The sequence below is a fragment of the Flavobacterium rakeshii genome, assembly GCF_009741375.1.
Taxonomy (GTDB): Bacteria; Bacteroidota; Bacteroidia; order Flavobacteriales; family Flavobacteriaceae; genus Flavobacterium; species Flavobacterium rakeshii.
In genome coordinates this window covers 61,474-78,080 of sequence record NZ_WOWP01000034.1, presented here as the reverse complement: position 1 = coordinate 78,080, position 16,607 = coordinate 61,474, and the positions used below count along the sequence as shown (strand labels likewise).

The window sequence follows — 16,607 nt, the reverse complement described above, 5'->3', positions numbered from 1 at the left end:
CTAACTTGTATAACTGTTTAGTGTATCTATAATGTGTTGTATCTCTTTATCTGTAAGTACCGGGCTTATCGGCAGGCTCAGTACTTCGTTGTGTATTTGTTCTGTAATTGAGAACGACAGGTAATTGTATTCCCTGTAAGCTTCCTGTTTGTATGGTGGTGTAGGGTAATGTATAAGCGTTTGTATACCATTTTCCAAAAGGTGTTGTTGCAGCCTTTCCCTGTTTTTTGTCCTGATTACGAACAGGTGCCATACATGCCTGCTTTTTATGGTAACATTCCCCGTTTCGGGTAGTATGATTTCGGGGTTATTAACCGAATCAATATAACGCTGGGCAATTTCCCTGCGTGTCTGGTTTTCGGTATCAAGGTACTTTAGCTTAACCGATAGCACGGCAGCCTGTATTTCGTCCAGCCTTGAATTAAGGCCCTGATATTGGTTTACATATTTTTGCTGCGAACCGTAATTGGCTAGTGTACGCACAGCCTGTGCAAGTTCACTGTTATTTGTAGTAACGGCACCGGCGTCGCCTAATGCCCCAAGGTTTTTACCCGGATAGAAGCTAAAGCCTGCGGCATCGCCAAGGTTTCCGGTTTTTACTCCGTTGAGGTCGGCTCCTATAGCCTGTGCATTATCTTCTACTATTTTAAGGTTGTATTTTGTTGCTAATTTTATTAGCAAGTCACTAAAAGCCGTTTGCCCATACAGGTGTACGGTCATTATAGCTTTAGTTTTTTCGGTTATCTTTTGCTCTATTAATGAGAAATCAATGTTATAGGTATTTATGTCTGGCTCAACAAAAACAGGAACCAGTCCGTTATCGGTAATACTAAGTATTGATGCTATATAGGTGTTAGCCGGTACTATAACCTCATCACCCGGTTTCATGATACCAAGTTCAATATAGGCTTTGAATATAAGACGTAGTGCATCCAGCCCGTTTGCCACACCAATAGCATGATTACAGCCTATGTATTCACACAGCTGTTTCTCGAAAGCTTTTACCTCTTCGCCAAGCAAATACCACCCGCTTCTAAAGGTTTTTAGAAGTCGTTCCTCTATTTCCTGCTGGTGTTGCAGGTTGATTTTTTGTATGTCGAGGAATTTTATCATTAGCATAAGCGTTAAATATCACTGATTTTAGCCTCCATTTTTATTGCCTTTAAAAACTGATAATTGTTTTTTTGAAATGTAATTAAATATCTATTAACAAATTCAGTTGTTAGGTGTTTCTGTTCTTTTTTCGGTTCAAACAATATGGAAAACAATTATTTACGTTGTTAAGATAATCAATAATACTTTGTTAGTAATTAAGGTATAATTCTTTTATGGTGCTTAAGTTATTCTTTTACTGTATTGTTTTGCAACATTTCTGTTGGTTTTTAAGTAAAAGAATAACTTGCTACATATTTTACTATTTGTTATTTAGGTAACTGTTATCTAAATATGGTTTTATTTCTTCTTTTTTAATTGCGTTGTTTTATGCCTAATTAGTTGCTATTTTTTGTTTGAGTTTAAGGGAGTCAGAAATTGGTGCGCCCCTTAGGAAAAGAAAAAATAAAGGCCAGTTTTTAGGCTTAAAGATACTACTGAAAAAATATTTTATAAGCAAAAACAGTAATACCGAAAAATAGCCGGCAATACCATAATGTTTGCGCATAATATAAAGTAGTGAAATACGCAGCTCTTTTTTTATAGCTATTGATTTTCCTGTACTGGCCCCGTGATAATGAATAAATTCTGCCGAAGGAATAAGATAGGCATATTTATCTTTGGCTTTAAGTCGCTTGCATAAATCGGTCTCCTCGTAGTAAAGAAAGATGTTAGTATCAAATCCGCCTATTTCATAAAAGTCTGCCGAACGTACAAGCATAAAACTGCCGGGTACAAAATTAACCTTTACGGGATCTGTATATCGTTTTTTACGTTTAGGATAATGTTTTGGGTTTATTTTTTCCAGAAAACTACGCCCGAAAATTTCGCGGGCAGGAGAGGCAAAGTGATCAAGAGAAACCATAAAGTCGTTATTTGGCTTAAATGATTGTCCGCCTGCAATACCTATATCGCTGTTGTTTTCAAGATTGTTTTTTAATATGCTAAGGCAATCGTTTTTAAACAAAGTATCGTTGTTAATAAATGCCAGGTATTTTGCATTTGCATATTGAACCCCCATCATGTTTCCTCCGCCAAAACCGGTATTTATTCTGCTTCTTACCAGTTTAATATTAGGAAAATCAATGGTTTCACATGCCTGTTTAAGGTTTTGGTAATCTTCAAATTCAGAGCAGTTGTCTACAATTATAATTTGATAATTCAGTGTGTCTGAAGTACTTTTAATTATTGATTTTACACAATCGGCAGTAAGCGTTCCTGAGTTATAATGAACAAGTATAACCGCTATATCAAACATAGGTAAAGTTGTTTTTGGTGCAATTTATTGTTTTCGCAAAGTAATAACAAAAAAAATAATAGTTTTGCAAAAGCCCGTATTTAAAACACAATCAATGCGTACTTCTTTATTAGTATCTACTTATAACTGGCCACAGGCTCTGGAACTGGTTTTTAAAAGCCTTAAAGAACAAACTGTACAGCCTAGTGAGATTCTTATTGCTGACGATGGTTCTAAAGATGAAACCAGACAATTAATAGACCGTTTTGCGAACCAAATAGATATGCCTGTAAAACACTTTTGGCAGGAAGACGACGGTTTCAGGAAATCTAAAATACTTAATAAAGCAGTTGCAGGAAGCACATCTGACTATATTATCCAAATTGACGGAGACTGTATTATGCATCGCAATTTTATTGAAGATCATGTAAAGGCAGCCCGAAAGGGGATGTATCTGTATGGTGCCAGGGTAAATATACTGGAAAACGGAGTAGCACAGGTGCTTGAGGATAAGGTTACTTCATTTGGGTTTTCTTCAAAACTGATAAAAAATAAAACACGCAGCCTGCATATTCCTTTTTTAGCAGGTATGTATAAACCTCACAAAGAATATTCAGATAAATTTAGGGGATGTAATGTGTCTTACTGGAAAAGTGATTTTATAGCGGTAAACGGCTATAGCGAAGCTTTTGAAGGTTGGGGCAGGGAAGACTCTGATTTGGTTATCCGTATGGGGAATAACGGGGTTATAGCAAAGCGACTGCGCTATGCAGGAATTGTTTTCCATATACACCACAAAATAAACTCAAGAGATAACTTTGAGGCTAACGACAGGATACAACAGGAAACTATTGCTAATAAAATAGTGCGTTGTGAACAGGGGGTAAGCCAGTACCTGTAATTGTTAGCTTATTTTTCTGTACTTCATCCAAAGCTGAATGTAACGTTTAAATACTGAGAAGGAGTGGATGTAGGCAAGTATAAAGCCTTCTTTACCATCCAGTATTCCAAGCCTGTAAAAGTACTGCCAGCAAAAACGGTAAAACGGCCTGAATAAAAAATGGTAGGCATTTGGTCTTACTTTTCTTCCATATAGGTTTTCTGCCTGTAGTTTGCTGTAAAGGTTTAGCTTGTTGTTGTAATTGTCAAAGCTTCGGTAGCTGTAATGATCTACTTTTTCCTTTAGTGTGCAAACTCTCCCTTTTGCTGTAATCACCTCGTGTACAAGCCCGGTATATTTACAGTGTTTTTTGTTAAAAACACGAACAGCCTTATCGGTTCTCCATCCGCCAAAGCGAATGTGTTTACCCATAAAGTGGAATTTACGCTTAACAAAATAGGCAACAATACCGTCTTTGTTTTCTACAGCTTTTTTTATTTCGGTTTCAAGTTCAGGAGTAACAATTTCGTCGAGGTCAAAAAATAATATCCAGTCGTTAGACGCCTGCTCAATGGCAAAATTTCTTTGGCTGGAAAAATCAATAAATTCGTTTTTTATAAACTTTACATTAAGCTCGTTTGCCAGTTTTTCGGTAGCGTCAGTACTATATGAGTCTACGATAATAATTTCATCTGCAAAAGACAGGCTTTCCACATACCTGTTTATATTCTCTTCTTCATTATAAGTAATGGCGAGGGCAGTTATTTTCGTACTCAAATTATTTTCTGGCATAAATGTTATATAATTGGCAAATGTAATAATTTTACGCTTACTAAAATTTTTAAAAAAAATGACACAATTACCTGTTTTAATGTATCATAACGTGTGTGCTTTTAACGAAATGAGCAAAGGGCTAACAATTTCGCAAGAAAAACTAGAGGAGCAGTTTAAATATCTTGCATGCAATTATACTACTTTTCATTTATCTGAACTCGAAAAAAATGAAAATAAAAATGAAAAAAATATAGGCAAGGGTGTTGTAATAACTTTTGACGATGTTACTGTAAATCAATTAGAGTTTGCCGTGCCGTTATTAGAGAAATATAAGCTTAAGGCAACCTTTTTTATCCCGTTTAATTATGTGGGTAAATCAGATATGTGGAATAAAGGTACTGAACCGATTATGGATATACAGCAGTTAAAGTCGCTTAATAGTGATTTGATTGAGTTGGGGTATCATTCTTTTATGCACAGTCGTTATGCGCAAATGAATGATGAGCAGATAGATAATGATTTTGACCAATGCCATGCTTTTATTGACGAAAACAATCTTAAAGTATATCCGGCGGTAGCTTACCCATATGGGAATTATCCTAAAAAGGAGCCTGCAAAATCTCATTTTAAGGAGTTGCTAAATAAAAACGGAATGAAAATGGGACTTAAAATAGGTAACAGGATTAATAAATATCCGTTAAGGGAAAACTACGAAATACAGCGCATTGATGTAAAGGGCGAAGACAGCCTTTTTAAATTTAAACTAAAACTGAAATTTGGTAAGCTAAAACTATTTTAGGCCTCTTTGCAATAGTAATAGCTTTGCGTAGCGTGATAATACTCCATAGGCATTAATACTGGCAAGGGCAAGTCCCGGTACACCGTCTAAAAAGCCTCCTTTAATAATATAGGTATGAAAAAAACGATACATAGGCTTAAATATAAGGTGGAAATAAGTTACCCTTTTTCCTTTTTTAAGGCTCATGCCTGCCTGGAACCAAGCGTAAGAATCCTTTTTTTGTAACCAGTTAAAAAAGCCTTTATAGGTGTAGTGAACCATAAAGTTTTTAAGTTTGCCTATACTGCCGTTTACGTTTAGTTTTTCGTGTACGTCTCCGGTAAATTTAATATCATTGTTTTTTACCAGTCTGGTAACACGGTCTATTTTGTGGTATAAAAAGCGGTTCATGTAAAAGTGCAGGAACTTAATTTTATAGCCCTGGTGTTTTGGGTTGGCTATAGTGTCCTGTATTTCAAACCATAGTTTTTGGGTAACACGCTCATCGGCATCCATAAATAGTATCCAGTCTCCGGTAGCATGTGGTAGGGCAAAGTTTTTTTGCGCCGAAAAATTATCAAACTTCCTTTCTATAACCTTGCATCCCAGTGCAAGAGCCTTTTCTTTGGTGCTGTCAGTACTATAGGAGTCTATTACAATAATCTCATAAGCTCCTTTAACAGATTTTACAGCATCCTCTATATAGGCTTCTTCATTATAGGTCGGGATAATTACAGAAAGTTTATTCATAAGCTATAGCGGGTTAGAATTACACAAAACTAAAAAAAATTGAATTATCTTTGCGGCATGATGCAAAAGAATATTTCTGTAATAATTAGTACGTACAATTCGGTAGAATGGCTGAAAAAAGTGCTATGGGGTTATAACACTCAAACTTATAAAGAGTTTGAAATGGTTATTGCAGATGATGGTTCACGTGAGGATACAAAGCAAATGATTGATGTAATGAGGGAAGAGGTTTCTTACCCTATTATTCACGTTTGGCATGAAGATAACGGATTCCAAAAATCACAAATTTTAAACAAGGCGCTGCTTGCCTGTACTACAGATTATGTGTTAATGAGCGATGGTGACTGTATACCACGACCTGACTTTGTGGAGCAGCACATTAAGTTTAGGGAAGAGGGGTATTTCCTTTCGGGAGGATACCATAAACTGCCTATGGAGCTTTCAAAATCACTTTCTAAAGAAGATATATATTCGGGCAGATGCTTTGATGTAGACTGGCTTAAAAAGAATGGTATGGCTACCTCATTTAAAAATAATAAGGTAGATGCTATGGGGGTAAAGAGTGCTATACTTAATATGGTAACCACAACTAAGCCAAGCTGGAACGGTCACAATTCTTCGGGTTGGATAAAAGACATTAAGGCTATAAACGGTTTTGATGAAAGAATGCAGTATGGCGGACAGGACAGGGAACTGGGAGAAAGGCTGGTTAATCTTGGGATTATACCAAAACAAATACGTTACAGTACTATTTGCCTGCACTTAGATCACCCAAGAGGTTATGCAACTCCCGAATCGATAAACAAAAACAGGTCGATAAGGAAAGTAACCCGAACCGAGAAAAGAAAATGGACAGACTATGGCATCGTTAAATAACGGTGCTTTTTTTTGCTCTATAGGTTACCTTTAAGGAAAGTGTCCAGTTCCGGTAAAATCATTTCCGGGGTAAGCTGTTTGTACAGTTCGTGTGGGTCTTTCTCTATTTTCTTACGTTCGTCATAAGTAAAGCTGTCAAACAGGTTAGGTTTCATTTCCAGCAGGTGTACACTTTTATGAAACTTGCCGTCTTCAAAACTTGCCCAGTGTGCCTTGTTTACATAGGGAGAGAAAATAGTAAATGTAGGTTTGCCTAAAGCCTTAGCGATGTGTACCGTTCCGCCTTCGTTTGCTACAAGGGCATCGGCCTGATACATTACTTTAATAAAGTCGCGAATAGTTTTAGGGTATATATCCAGTATTATGTTTTCTTTGTGTTTGCACATCTCATAAATTTTCATGGCCTCGTCCTTTTGGTGCGGCGCATAGTTGAAAAAGATGTACACGTTATAGTTTTCGGCAATAAAGTCACACATTTCGGCAACATACTCATAAGGCATTGATTTTTGTGGCGTGCTGCCCAGTACGCCCATAACAATAACCTTTTTGTCGCTGTATTTGCTTAGCCAGTCTTCCTTTTTTTCTTCTTCCGAAAGGAATATGTGCGGCTCATAGTCTACCGTTTCAAAATTATCGGCTATCCTTAACAGGTGTATACGGTCTTCAATGGCTTTTCCGCAAATATGTGTCCCTTCTTTCAGCGGACGGGTAGGGTGGGTGTAGTACCCCCAGTTGCCCAGCTTTTTACGGCTTTTGTTGCCGATGGTCATTTTAGCGCCCGAGAATTTACAGATAATCCTGCTTTGTGTTTTGGAGTAGGAGTCAAAAATAATATCATATTTTTCAGCCCTAACCTGTTGTATGGTTTCAATAAGTACAGGGAGTCTTTTCAGTTCCTTTTCATTAAGCGAAATAAAGCGGTCAATATTAGGGTTGTTCATTACCACACCTTCGGTGAAATCGTATGCCATAAGGTGGATTTCACTGTTAGGGTATTTTGCCTTAAAGTTATTTGCAATTACCGATGCGATTAAAACGTCGCCTATTCGCTTATTTTGGATAATAAGTACTTTCTTCATACAACTAAATCTATTGCAAAGTAATACTTTTTTTCTACTTTTAAGGCAAAATTATTCTATGCCTTTAAACATCTATACCCATCCCGACTATGCTTCCCAAAAAGACTTAATACTCAGTTTGGTGCAGGGATTTCACAACGAGGGGCAACTGCTGGTTAAAGGCTCCCGAAACATTATAAAGATAAACACACTAGGCAACGAAAAAGTCAATATCAAGTACTTTAAACGACCTAATGCAATGAATTCGGTAGTGTATTCGTGGTTAAGGCCCTCTAAAGCCAGGCGATCGTTTGAGTATGCACAGTACCTTTTGGAGCATAATATACTTACGCCATTTCCTATTGCTTATGTGGAAGAACGTACGGTAACAGGGTTAAAGGAGAGTTTTTACATCTGCAGGCATATAGATTATGATTTTACCTTTAGGGAGCTGATACACGATCCTATGTTTGAAAACCGAAAGGTTATACTGGAGCAGTTTACCGAGTTTACCTTTAAGATGCATGAAAACAGGGTTAACTTTTTAGATCATTCGCCGGGAAATACACTTATTGTGAATAAGGGTAACGGGCAATATGATTTTTACCTGATTGATCTTAACAGGATGAAGTTTGAGGATATGGATACCGAAGCCCGTATGGATAACTTTAAAAAGTTATGGCCGTCGCGAGCTATGGTTAAGATTATGGCGGATAAGTATGCCGAACTAAGCAACCAGCCTGCCGAAAAGCTTTATGCTATATTAATGGAAAAAACGTTAGCGTTTAAAAAGAAGATTACCAAAAAGAAATACCTGAAGCGAAAGCTGAAAGGGAAAAAGAAATAAAAAAAGGGATTGTGAAAATAATCCCTTTTTTTGCAATAAAATGCAATTTTATACGTATTCCTGCATTAAGGTTGCAACCTCATTCCAGTTATTTACTCTTTTATGATGGTTTTCATGTATGTTATGAAAGGCATGAAACATTATAGGTGTGCCTTTAAAATAATCAAGGTTTTTGGAATGGTCATCAATCATAAAATCGGTATTAATAATACTTTTGTCTCCGCACAAAACTATATTTTTCCAGCTTATAAAAGGGAAGTGCTCTTCCAGCCAGTCATACTTTTCTTTTAAAGAAAGAGGGAACTCCATAGCGGCAGAAACTATGTATACATCAAAGTCTGTCATTAGGTTCTGTATGGTTTCTATGGCATTTTCCATTACAGGTAACGTTCTAAAAAAACCTGGCGTGTGTAATATGTTTAACAGGGCATTTTCTTCGGGAAAAAGTTGTCGCTCAACAGCACCTTCAAGATCTTTTTTAGTCAGTTTCTTGCCATACTGTTTTTCGTAATAGGTTATAATCTGGGCTTCAACATCGGCCATAACGCCATCCATGTCAATTGCAATTGATTTTCTCATTTTCAATAAATTTTTTAGTGAAGCAAAGTTAATTTAATATTGCAATATTTTGCAACAAAAAAATGTTAACTTTGCATAAAGTTGCAATTTTATGATTAAAGAAGAGCGTTTACAGATAATATTAGACCAACTGTCTAAAGACCAAAAGGTGTTGCTGGGGGATTTGAGTATGTTGCTCAATGTATCAGAAGATACTGTGAGGCGTGATATAAAAATACTGTCAGATAAAGGGCTTTTGCAAGCTGTGAGAGGTGGTGCCATTGCTCATTCGCCTATACCACATCACTATAGGGCTCGTGAAAATTATAATGTAGCCAATAAGCAGATTATTGCACAAAAAGCCTTGTCTTTTCTTAAAGACGGACAAATTGTTGTTTTTGATGGAGGTACATCGGCATTGGCTGTTGCTCAAAACCTCCCTAAAGATCTTAATATTACTGTTGTAACTAATAGTTTTCCGGTGGCTGCTGTTATAGAAGATCATCCCAAGGCGGAACTCATTTTTGCAGGAGGACGTTTGTTTAAACCTTCATTTATAACCAGAGGTCATGAAACAATAGAGGTTTTTAATAATATCAAGTCTGATGTTTGTTTTATGGGGGTTTGTGCTCTCCATCCTGAGGCTGGGTTAACTGCCTTGAATTATGAAGATGCACAGGTAAATAAAGTTATGAGTAAAATGACATCTAAAGTAATTGCATTGTCTACCTTGGAAAAGCTTGGTACTGCCGAACCTTATAAAGTATGCGGTATTTATGATATTGACGTCATTATTTCTGAAGCTTCTTCTGATAATAAGGAATTGAGTATTTACAGAGAGAAAGGAGTGAATATTATTTAATTTCAGTATATAAAAAAGGGATTGTGAAAACAATCCCTTTTTTGTTATATGAACGGTATGATTATACTGCTACATCATACTCTCTAAGTGCATTGTTAAGGGATGTTTTAAGATCGGTAGATTCTTTACGTTTACCAATAATAAGCGCACACGGAACCTGATATTCTCCGGCTGCAAATTTCTTGGTATAGCTACCTGGTATTACTACGCTGCGCGCAGGTACAATACCTTTCATCTCTACAGGAGTATCTCCGGTAACGTCTATAATTTTTGTAGATGCAGTAAGGCAAACATTAGCGCCAAGTACGGCTTCTTTCTCTACTCTTACACCTTCTACCACTATACATCTTGAACCTATAAAGGCACCATCTTCAATAATAACCGGAGCGGCCTGTAACGGCTCTAATACACCGCCTATACCTACACCACCGCTAAGGTGAACATTTTTACCAATTTGAGCACAACTACCCACAGTTGCCCAGGTATCTACCATTGTGCCTTCATCTACATAGGCACCAATATTTACATAACTTGGCATAAGAATAACACCCGATGAGATGTAAGCACCATGACGTGCCACAGCATTTGGTACCACACGAACACCTTTTTCGGCATAATTGCGTTTTAAAGGCATTTTGTCGTGGTATTCAAAAATACCTGCTTCAAGGGTTTCCATTTTCTGGATAGGGAAATACATAACCACTGCTTTCTTAACCCATTCGTTTACATGCCATCCGCCTTCAATTGGTTCGGCAACACGAAGCTTACCTAAGTCAAGCTGCTCAATAACCTCACGAATCGCATTTGTTGTTGTCTCCTCCTGTAACAGGGCTCTGTTTTCCCAGGCCTGTTCTATAATGGTTTGTAAATTGCTCATGTTCAAATTTTATTTTGCGCAAAGATAAGCATAGGTGTTACAAAACTGAAAACGAATAAACAAATATCACAAACTAACGCCATTCTATTAAATTATTCCTTATTTGGTATCTTTACAGTATTAGCGAATCAAAGTATGAAAGACAATTTTTCCACTCAGGCAGGTTTGTATGCGCAATTTCGTCCCTCTTATCCTAAGGAGATGATTGATTATATAGTATTGCAGGTTGTAAATAAAGAACAGGCGCTCGATGTTGCTACGGGAAATGGACAGGTAGCCGGGATGTTATCAGAACATTTTACAAAAGTGTTTGCTAATGATATTAGCCAAAAACAACTGGACAATGCCATAAAAAAGGAGAATATAGTTTACAGCATTAGCCCTGCCGAACAAACAGACTTTGATGCAGATACTTTTGATTTGATAACTGTGGCACAGGCAATACACTGGTTTGATTTTGATGCTTTTTATAAAGAGGTATATCGTATATTAAAACCAAACGGATTGTTTGCTGTATTGGGGTACGGACTCCTTTACACCAATGCCGGAGCCGACAGGGTACTGCATGATTTTTATACAGATATAGTGGGGCCGTACTGGGACCCCGAACGTAAATATCTGGATGAAAACTATACTACAATACCATTTCCTTTTGAAGAACAGGAAGTCCCTAAGTTTGTAAATGAATTTACATGGGAGTTTGAACAACTTATAGGGTACCTTGAAACATGGTCGGCAGTGCATCATTATATAAAACAGCACAATTCCAATCCTGTCGACCTGATTAGGGAATCGCTGAGAGAAGCCTGGCAAAAAGGGGATAAAAAAGTTTATTTTCCATTACTTTTGCGTATTGGAAAGCGTAAGCAAACTACACTTTAAACAGCAAAATTTATAACATGGCAAGAGTACTGGCAATAGATTACGGACAAAAAAGAACAGGTATAGCAGTAACCGATGATATGCAGATAATAGCATCGGGTCTTACCACTGTAGATACCCCTAAACTCCTAGACTTTTTAGCCGATTATTTCGCTAAAGAAAATGTAGGAAAAGTACTTATTGGAGAGCCAAAACAAATGAATAACGAACCATCACAAAGTGCGCCGTTAATTAACGCTTTTGTGGAGAAATTTAAACTGCAATTTCCTGATATGGAATTAGAAAGGGTAGATGAACGTTTTACAAGTAAGATGGCGTTTCAAACCATGATAGATAGTGGGCTTAAAAAGAAGCAAAGACAGAATAAAGCTTTAATTGATGAGATTTCTGCAACAATTTTGCTTCAGGATTATTTATCAAGAAAAAAAATATAACTTTTTGTTAACATTTCATAAAAATTAACTTTAACATAAGTATAGGGGAGGTTTATGATAGTTTTTTGATAGTTAAAAAGTAACTTTGCACTTTCAAAATTTACACAATGTCCACTACTATACAGTACGAACCAGATGTGGTTCTTATTGGCGCCGGTATTATGAGCGCCACTTTAGGTATGTTCCTGAAGGAGCTTATGCCTGAAGTAAAGATTGATATTTATGAAAGGCTGGATGTGGCAGCTGCCGAAAGTTCTGATGCATGGAATAATGCGGGTACAGGGCACTCTGCTTTTTGTGAACTAAATTATACTCCCGAGCTTCCCAATGGCTCTATAGAAACTGTAAAAGCCGTGAGGATTGCCGAATGGTTTGAGGTTTCAAAACAATTTTGGGCTTATCTTGTAGAGAAAAACCGTATTACTAACCCCGAAGATTTTGTGAGGAGTGTACCACACATGAGTTTTGTTTGGGGTGAAGATAATGTGGAGTACCTTAAAAAACGTTTTGAGGCTTTACAAAAATTCCCACTTTTTAAAGGAATGGAATTCTCTACCGAAAGGGGAACTATCGAATCATGGATGCCTCTTGTTATGGAGGGTCGTGATGAGAAACAGCCTATTGCAGCGACCAATATGAAAATTGGTACCGATGTGAACTTTGGCGAACTAACACGTGATATGTTTGCATGGTTAGGCGAGCAGGAAGGAGTAAACCTATACTTCGGTCACGAAGTATCGAGTATGAGACGTTCAGGCCTTGGTAACGGAAAATGGAAACTTAAAATCAAAAACCTTGAAACGGGTAAAAAGTTCAGGCAATACACGCCGTTCGTGTTTATCGGTGCCGGTGGAGGGTCACTTCACCTGTTAGAGAAAGCAGGAATCCCTGAAGGTAACGGTTTTGGAGGTTTCCCTGTAAGCGGCCAGTGGCTTAAATGCGTTAACGAAGAAGTTATTAAAAAGCACCAGGCTAAAGTATACGGTAAAGCATCGGTTGGAGCACCGCCTATGTCGGTTCCTCACATTGATACCCGTATGATAAACGGTAAGAGAGAGTTGTTATTTGGTCCTTATGCAGGGTTCAGTACTAAGTTCCTTAAAAACGGTTCTTATTTTGATTTGCCTACTTCTATCAAAGCAAACAATATTGGACCAATGCTTGCAGCAGGTTACCATAACATGTCACTTACCAAATACCTTATTGAACAGGTAACACAATCTAAAGCCGACAGGCTTGAAGCGCTTAAAGAATATCTTCCGGATGCTAAGATGGAAGACTGGGTTCTTGAAAATGCCGGACAACGTGTTCAGGTTATCAAGAAAGATGAGGAAAAAGGAGGTAAGCTTGAGTTTGGTACAGAGGTTATTAATAGTGCCGACGGATCGCTGGCAGTGCTTTTAGGAGCATCTCCGGGAGCATCTACAGCAGTATCTATTATGCTGGATCTTATTCAGCGTTGTTTCCCTGAAAAAGTAGCTTCGCCGGAATGGCAGGCTAAGTTTAAGGAAATGATACCTTCTTTCGGGCAACCGCTTAATGAGAACGAGGAGCTTCTTAAAGAAGTAAGAAAGCATTCTGAAAAGATGCTTGGCCTTGTAAGCTTAGAAGATTAATACAAAATAGTATATACATAAAAAATCCCCTGCCATGCAGGGGATTTTTTTATTTGGTAAGTTCCAGTTGTTTTGTTGCGGTAAGTATTTTTTCCGATAGTCCGTTAAGCCAAACCAACTGTTCAATTATCAGGTTGGCTTCCTCCATTTTTAAACGGAATTCATTTTCATCATCAGGTGTACTTTCTTTAATCTCACGAGCCCGTATGTTTCTGAGCTCTGTAAAACGCATAGCCAGTTCTTCCTTGTCAGAACAGTAAGCCTGTGTTGAGGTTTCTGCAGAAAGCAATGCAACCGAATGATCCAGGTTTTTTATAACGGCATTTACCACTACATTAAAAGCTTCAGATGCTTTTGATGTTTTGTGCGATTGTATATAAGTACCCAGCGATGCCAGTGACGATACCAGTGTATGGTTAAGTACCGCCAGTTTGTATACCTGCTGTACCTGTTTTTGTTTTGATTTTGGTTCCTGTATCATACGCTGGTAGGATGACATCAGGTTGCCCAGTTCTACAAAGGCACTTTTACGAGCCAGTTTATAGGCGGTAGATACACTTCCTTTTTCATTATAGAAAAGAGATATTTCATTAAGGTAATTCCTGTTAGCCTCAATAGATTTTTTAATATATACCGGAAGGCTCAAAAACTCCCATGCCGGCCACAGGAAATAATTAGCTGCAAAAGCCAGCACTGCACCAACGGCAGTATCGAATACTCTGTACTGGATTACTTCCCTAACATTTGGGGTAAGCATACCATATAGGAACACTACATATATGGTAACAAAAGTAGCTCCTATACTGTAATTGATGGAAGTGAAAGCAAGTCCCAGTACCATAGCAGTAACAGCCAGTATGGCAATTATGGATGTGTTTTTTATAACGCTTAACAATGCAAAGGCAATAACTGCACCGGCAACCGTACCTATAATACGCTGAAAGGAACGCTGTTTGGTAAGTCCGTAACCGGGACGCATAATCACGATTATGGTAAGCAGTATCCAGTAAGGGTTTTGCATCTGGAAAATAAGCCCTAAACCAAAACCTATTATCATGGTAATTGTTAGTCGTAACGAATGCCTGAAAATGGTAGACGATAAACTAAGGTTTTCTTTAAGTATCCTGAAAGGGTAATATTCGGGAGTGAGGAATTTTTGCAAATCCTTATCTCTTTCCTTTAATTCCTTAAAGTTCATTGTGGTAGTAAAAGCCCTTTCAATAGTCTTGATTTTTTCAACCTGTTTCTCGGCATAATGCAGCATGTTTAAAAGCATCCATACCCCTTCAGAGGCTTCGGCTTCGCTAAGGGCATTACGGTAAGACTCTATGGCTCTTTGTACACTTTCCAAATCTTCAATAAGGTTGTGTTTGGAGATGTATTTTTTTCGGTTCTCTATACTTTTGGCAATCCTTTTAAGTGAAGCCCCTAAGTTATACGCCAGGTTTTGATAAGTATCAAGCACCTTAGGATGGTCACTGAATTTATGTTGTAGCTTACTGTGGTCAAATGAGGTAGAGAGTGCCAGTTCCAGTATATCTACCATGGATATGAAAACCAAAAGCATTTTACGGGTACGGTTGGAACTACCCGCTGTAGATCTGTTACGTATAAGTATTTCCCTTAAACTCTCGTGTATGGTGTTTAACTCCACCTGAAGGTGTAGCTGTTTCTCTACTATTTTTTCCCTGTCGGCATCTTTTTCCCAAAGGTTACCGCGCAGTTTCATGTACTTGGCAGTAAGTTTAAGGCATTCTACCATTTGGAGTTCGGTGTATCGGTGCGGACTAACAAGCTTAAACAGTACTGATATGGTAGTGTATATAAGTCCGCCGGCAAGTGATAGTGCTGTGTATATTGCAATGTCCCATCCGTCACGAAGGTGCCCTGTAGCAAGTGCTATGGCAAGCAGTCCTGAGAACGATACCATAGTAGCTCTTTGTCCATAAACCGAAATCATGGAAAGGAAAAATACCATTACTATGGCAAACGGGTAAAAAAGCAATGGTACAGGGTGTAGCAGGTTTACCATAAAGGTACAGCCCGATACTATTAGGGTAGTGATAAGTAATCCTCTTACTTTGTGTTGCAGGTTACTGGGAATATCGGCAGGGTAGGTAAGAAAAGCGCCCAGTGCCACTGCGATACCATATTGAAAGTAACCCAGTTGCGTGAGTATAATAAGCGGCATTGCCGAAGCTATGGTTACTATAACTGCTTTAGTAAAATTGGTGCTGTCTGCAAAGCGTCTTAATCTCTCAATCATACGTGTCCGAATGATGTGCAAAGTTACTAAATGCTTTAAAATTTATGTTTGTTTACGAGTTAATTCTCACAAAACTTTAGCATTTGGCATTATAAGGAGTTTATACAAAAAGAGTATCGTTTTTATTTACTATTTTTGCGCTCAGCCCAAAATAAATTAAAATAGATATGATTTTACCGATTATAGGATATGGCGATCCGGTTTTAAGGAAAAAAGGAGAAGATATACCACAGGATTATCCAAACCTTAGCGAACTGGTAGCTAATATGTTTGAGACGATGTATAATGCTTATGGTGTAGGTCTTGCTGCACCACAAATAGGGCTTGCTGTTAGACTATTTATTATAGATACGAGTCCGTTTGCAGATGATGAGGAGCTTTCTAAAGAAGAGCAGGAGCAGTTAAGCGGTTTTAAAAAGGCGTTTATAAATCCTGTTATCACTAAGGAAGAAGGAGAAGAATGGGGCTTTAATGAAGGTTGCCTTAGTATACCGGATGTACGTGAAGATGTATACCGTAAAGAGAGAATAACAATTGAATACTATGATGAAAACTTTAATAAGCATACTGATGTGTATGACGGACTTATTGCAAGGGTGATTCAGCATGAGTATGACCATATAGAAGGTATATTATTTACAGACAGGATTTCTACGCTTAAAAAGAAGCTTATTAAGAAAAAACTGCAAAATATAATGGAAGGGAAAACAAGACCTGATTATAAAATGAAATTTGTTGCCAAAAAAGGCAGATAATTTTT

The 16,607-nt window shown here is 37.7% G+C and carries 17 protein-coding genes; 9 read left to right on the top strand and 8 right to left on the bottom strand.

The window, feature by feature from the left end; translation table 11 throughout:
• Both GN157_RS10045 and GN157_RS10040 read right to left on the bottom strand, forming a co-directional pair.
• The gene (locus GN157_RS10045) at window positions 1–1,113 is read right to left on the bottom strand and encodes a DegT/DnrJ/EryC1/StrS family aminotransferase (protein WP_157483281.1); all 1,113 of its coding nucleotides are present in this window, start codon (window positions 1,111–1,113) and stop codon (window positions 1–3) included.
• Between the two features lie 373 nt (window positions 1,114–1,486).
• Complete coding sequence (locus GN157_RS10040; RefSeq protein WP_157483280.1) at window positions 1,487–2,410, bottom strand: glycosyltransferase family 2 protein; 924 nt, start codon at window positions 2,408–2,410, stop codon at window positions 1,487–1,489.
• Window positions 2,411–2,504: 94 nt separating this feature from the next.
• Here GN157_RS10040 and GN157_RS10035 point away from each other — a divergent pair, with 94 nt between their 5' ends.
• The gene (locus tag GN157_RS10035; RefSeq protein ID WP_157483279.1) at window positions 2,505–3,290 is read left to right on the top strand and encodes a glycosyltransferase family 2 protein; all 786 of its coding nucleotides are present in this window, start codon (window positions 2,505–2,507) and stop codon (window positions 3,288–3,290) included.
• A 3-nt stretch (window positions 3,291–3,293) separates the two neighbouring features.
• Here the strand turns inward: GN157_RS10035 and GN157_RS10030 are convergent, their stop codons facing one another.
• Window positions 3,294–4,046, bottom strand: a complete 753-nt coding sequence (locus GN157_RS10030; RefSeq protein ID WP_231749114.1) for a glycosyltransferase family 2 protein — start codon at window positions 4,044–4,046, stop codon at window positions 3,294–3,296.
• A gap of 73 nt (window positions 4,047–4,119) precedes the next feature.
• On the opposite strand from GN157_RS10030, the gene GN157_RS10025 reads away from it, so the two are divergent.
• Complete coding sequence (locus tag GN157_RS10025) at window positions 4,120–4,842, top strand: polysaccharide deacetylase family protein (protein WP_157483277.1); 723 nt, start codon at window positions 4,120–4,122, stop codon at window positions 4,840–4,842.
• Here the strand turns inward: GN157_RS10025 and GN157_RS10020 are convergent.
• Window positions 4,834–5,571 carry a glycosyltransferase family 2 protein gene (locus GN157_RS10020; RefSeq protein ID WP_157483276.1) on the bottom strand — a complete coding sequence of 246 codons (738 nt, stop codon included), beginning with the start codon at window positions 5,569–5,571 and terminating at the stop codon, window positions 4,834–4,836. The two genes, GN157_RS10025 and GN157_RS10020, sit on opposite strands and share 9 nt — an antisense overlap.
• Before the next feature lie 57 nt (window positions 5,572–5,628).
• Here GN157_RS10020 and GN157_RS10015 point away from each other — a divergent pair, with 57 nt between their 5' ends.
• Window positions 5,629–6,447 (top strand): glycosyltransferase family 2 protein, encoded by an 819-nt coding sequence (locus GN157_RS10015; protein WP_197429434.1) that lies wholly within the window; start codon window positions 5,629–5,631, stop codon window positions 6,445–6,447.
• A 17-nt stretch (window positions 6,448–6,464) separates the two neighbouring features.
• Here GN157_RS10015 and GN157_RS10010 read toward each other — a convergent pair whose 3' ends face one another.
• Window positions 6,465–7,526 (bottom strand): glycosyltransferase family 9 protein, encoded by a 1,062-nt coding sequence (locus tag GN157_RS10010; RefSeq protein ID WP_157483275.1) that lies wholly within the window; start codon window positions 7,524–7,526, stop codon window positions 6,465–6,467.
• A 58-nt stretch (window positions 7,527–7,584) separates the two neighbouring features.
• Between GN157_RS10010 and GN157_RS10005 the strand changes: the two genes are divergently transcribed.
• Window positions 7,585–8,352, top strand: coding sequence for a lipopolysaccharide kinase InaA family protein (locus tag GN157_RS10005; RefSeq protein ID WP_157483274.1), 768 nt, complete (start codon window positions 7,585–7,587; stop codon window positions 8,350–8,352).
• A 48-nt stretch (window positions 8,353–8,400) separates the two neighbouring features.
• Here GN157_RS10005 and GN157_RS10000 read toward each other — a convergent pair whose 3' ends face one another.
• Window positions 8,401–8,931 (bottom strand): 5' nucleotidase, NT5C type, encoded by a 531-nt coding sequence (locus GN157_RS10000; protein WP_157483273.1) that lies wholly within the window; start codon window positions 8,929–8,931, stop codon window positions 8,401–8,403.
• A gap of 91 nt (window positions 8,932–9,022) precedes the next feature.
• On the opposite strand from GN157_RS10000, the gene GN157_RS09995 reads away from it, so the two are divergent.
• Window positions 9,023–9,772, top strand: coding sequence for a DeoR/GlpR family DNA-binding transcription regulator (locus GN157_RS09995; RefSeq protein ID WP_157483272.1), 750 nt, complete (start codon window positions 9,023–9,025; stop codon window positions 9,770–9,772).
• Window positions 9,773–9,833: 61 nt separating this feature from the next.
• Here the strand turns inward: GN157_RS09995 and GN157_RS09990 are convergent, their stop codons facing one another.
• Window positions 9,834–10,649, bottom strand: coding sequence for a 2,3,4,5-tetrahydropyridine-2,6-dicarboxylate N-succinyltransferase (locus GN157_RS09990; RefSeq protein ID WP_157483271.1), 816 nt, complete (start codon window positions 10,647–10,649; stop codon window positions 9,834–9,836).
• A gap of 135 nt (window positions 10,650–10,784) precedes the next feature.
• Between GN157_RS09990 and GN157_RS09985 the strand changes: the two genes are divergently transcribed.
• The 3 genes from GN157_RS09985 (at window position 10,785) to GN157_RS09975 (ending at window position 13,581) form a co-directional block, all read left to right on the top strand.
• Window positions 10,785–11,531 (top strand): class I SAM-dependent methyltransferase, encoded by a 747-nt coding sequence (locus tag GN157_RS09985; RefSeq protein WP_157483270.1) that lies wholly within the window; start codon window positions 10,785–10,787, stop codon window positions 11,529–11,531.
• 17 nt (window positions 11,532–11,548) lie between these two features.
• Window positions 11,549–11,965 (top strand): Holliday junction resolvase RuvX, encoded by a 417-nt coding sequence (ruvX, locus tag GN157_RS09980; RefSeq protein WP_157483269.1) that lies wholly within the window; start codon window positions 11,549–11,551, stop codon window positions 11,963–11,965.
• A 107-nt stretch (window positions 11,966–12,072) separates the two neighbouring features.
• Window positions 12,073–13,581 carry a malate:quinone oxidoreductase gene (locus tag GN157_RS09975; RefSeq protein WP_157483268.1) on the top strand — a complete coding sequence of 503 codons (1,509 nt, stop codon included), beginning with the start codon at window positions 12,073–12,075 and terminating at the stop codon, window positions 13,579–13,581.
• Window positions 13,582–13,630: 49 nt separating this feature from the next.
• Here GN157_RS09975 and GN157_RS09970 read toward each other — a convergent pair whose 3' ends face one another.
• Window positions 13,631–15,847: an FUSC family membrane protein gene (locus tag GN157_RS09970; protein WP_157483267.1), complete on the bottom strand. Its 2,217-nt coding sequence runs from the start codon at window positions 15,845–15,847 to the stop codon at window positions 13,631–13,633.
• A gap of 167 nt (window positions 15,848–16,014) precedes the next feature.
• Here GN157_RS09970 and def point away from each other — a divergent pair, with 167 nt between their 5' ends.
• On the top strand, window positions 16,015–16,602 hold the full coding sequence (gene def / locus GN157_RS09965) for a peptide deformylase (RefSeq protein WP_035132561.1): 588 nt from the start codon (window positions 16,015–16,017) through the stop codon (window positions 16,600–16,602).
• Window positions 16,603–16,607: the final 5 nt, after the last annotated feature.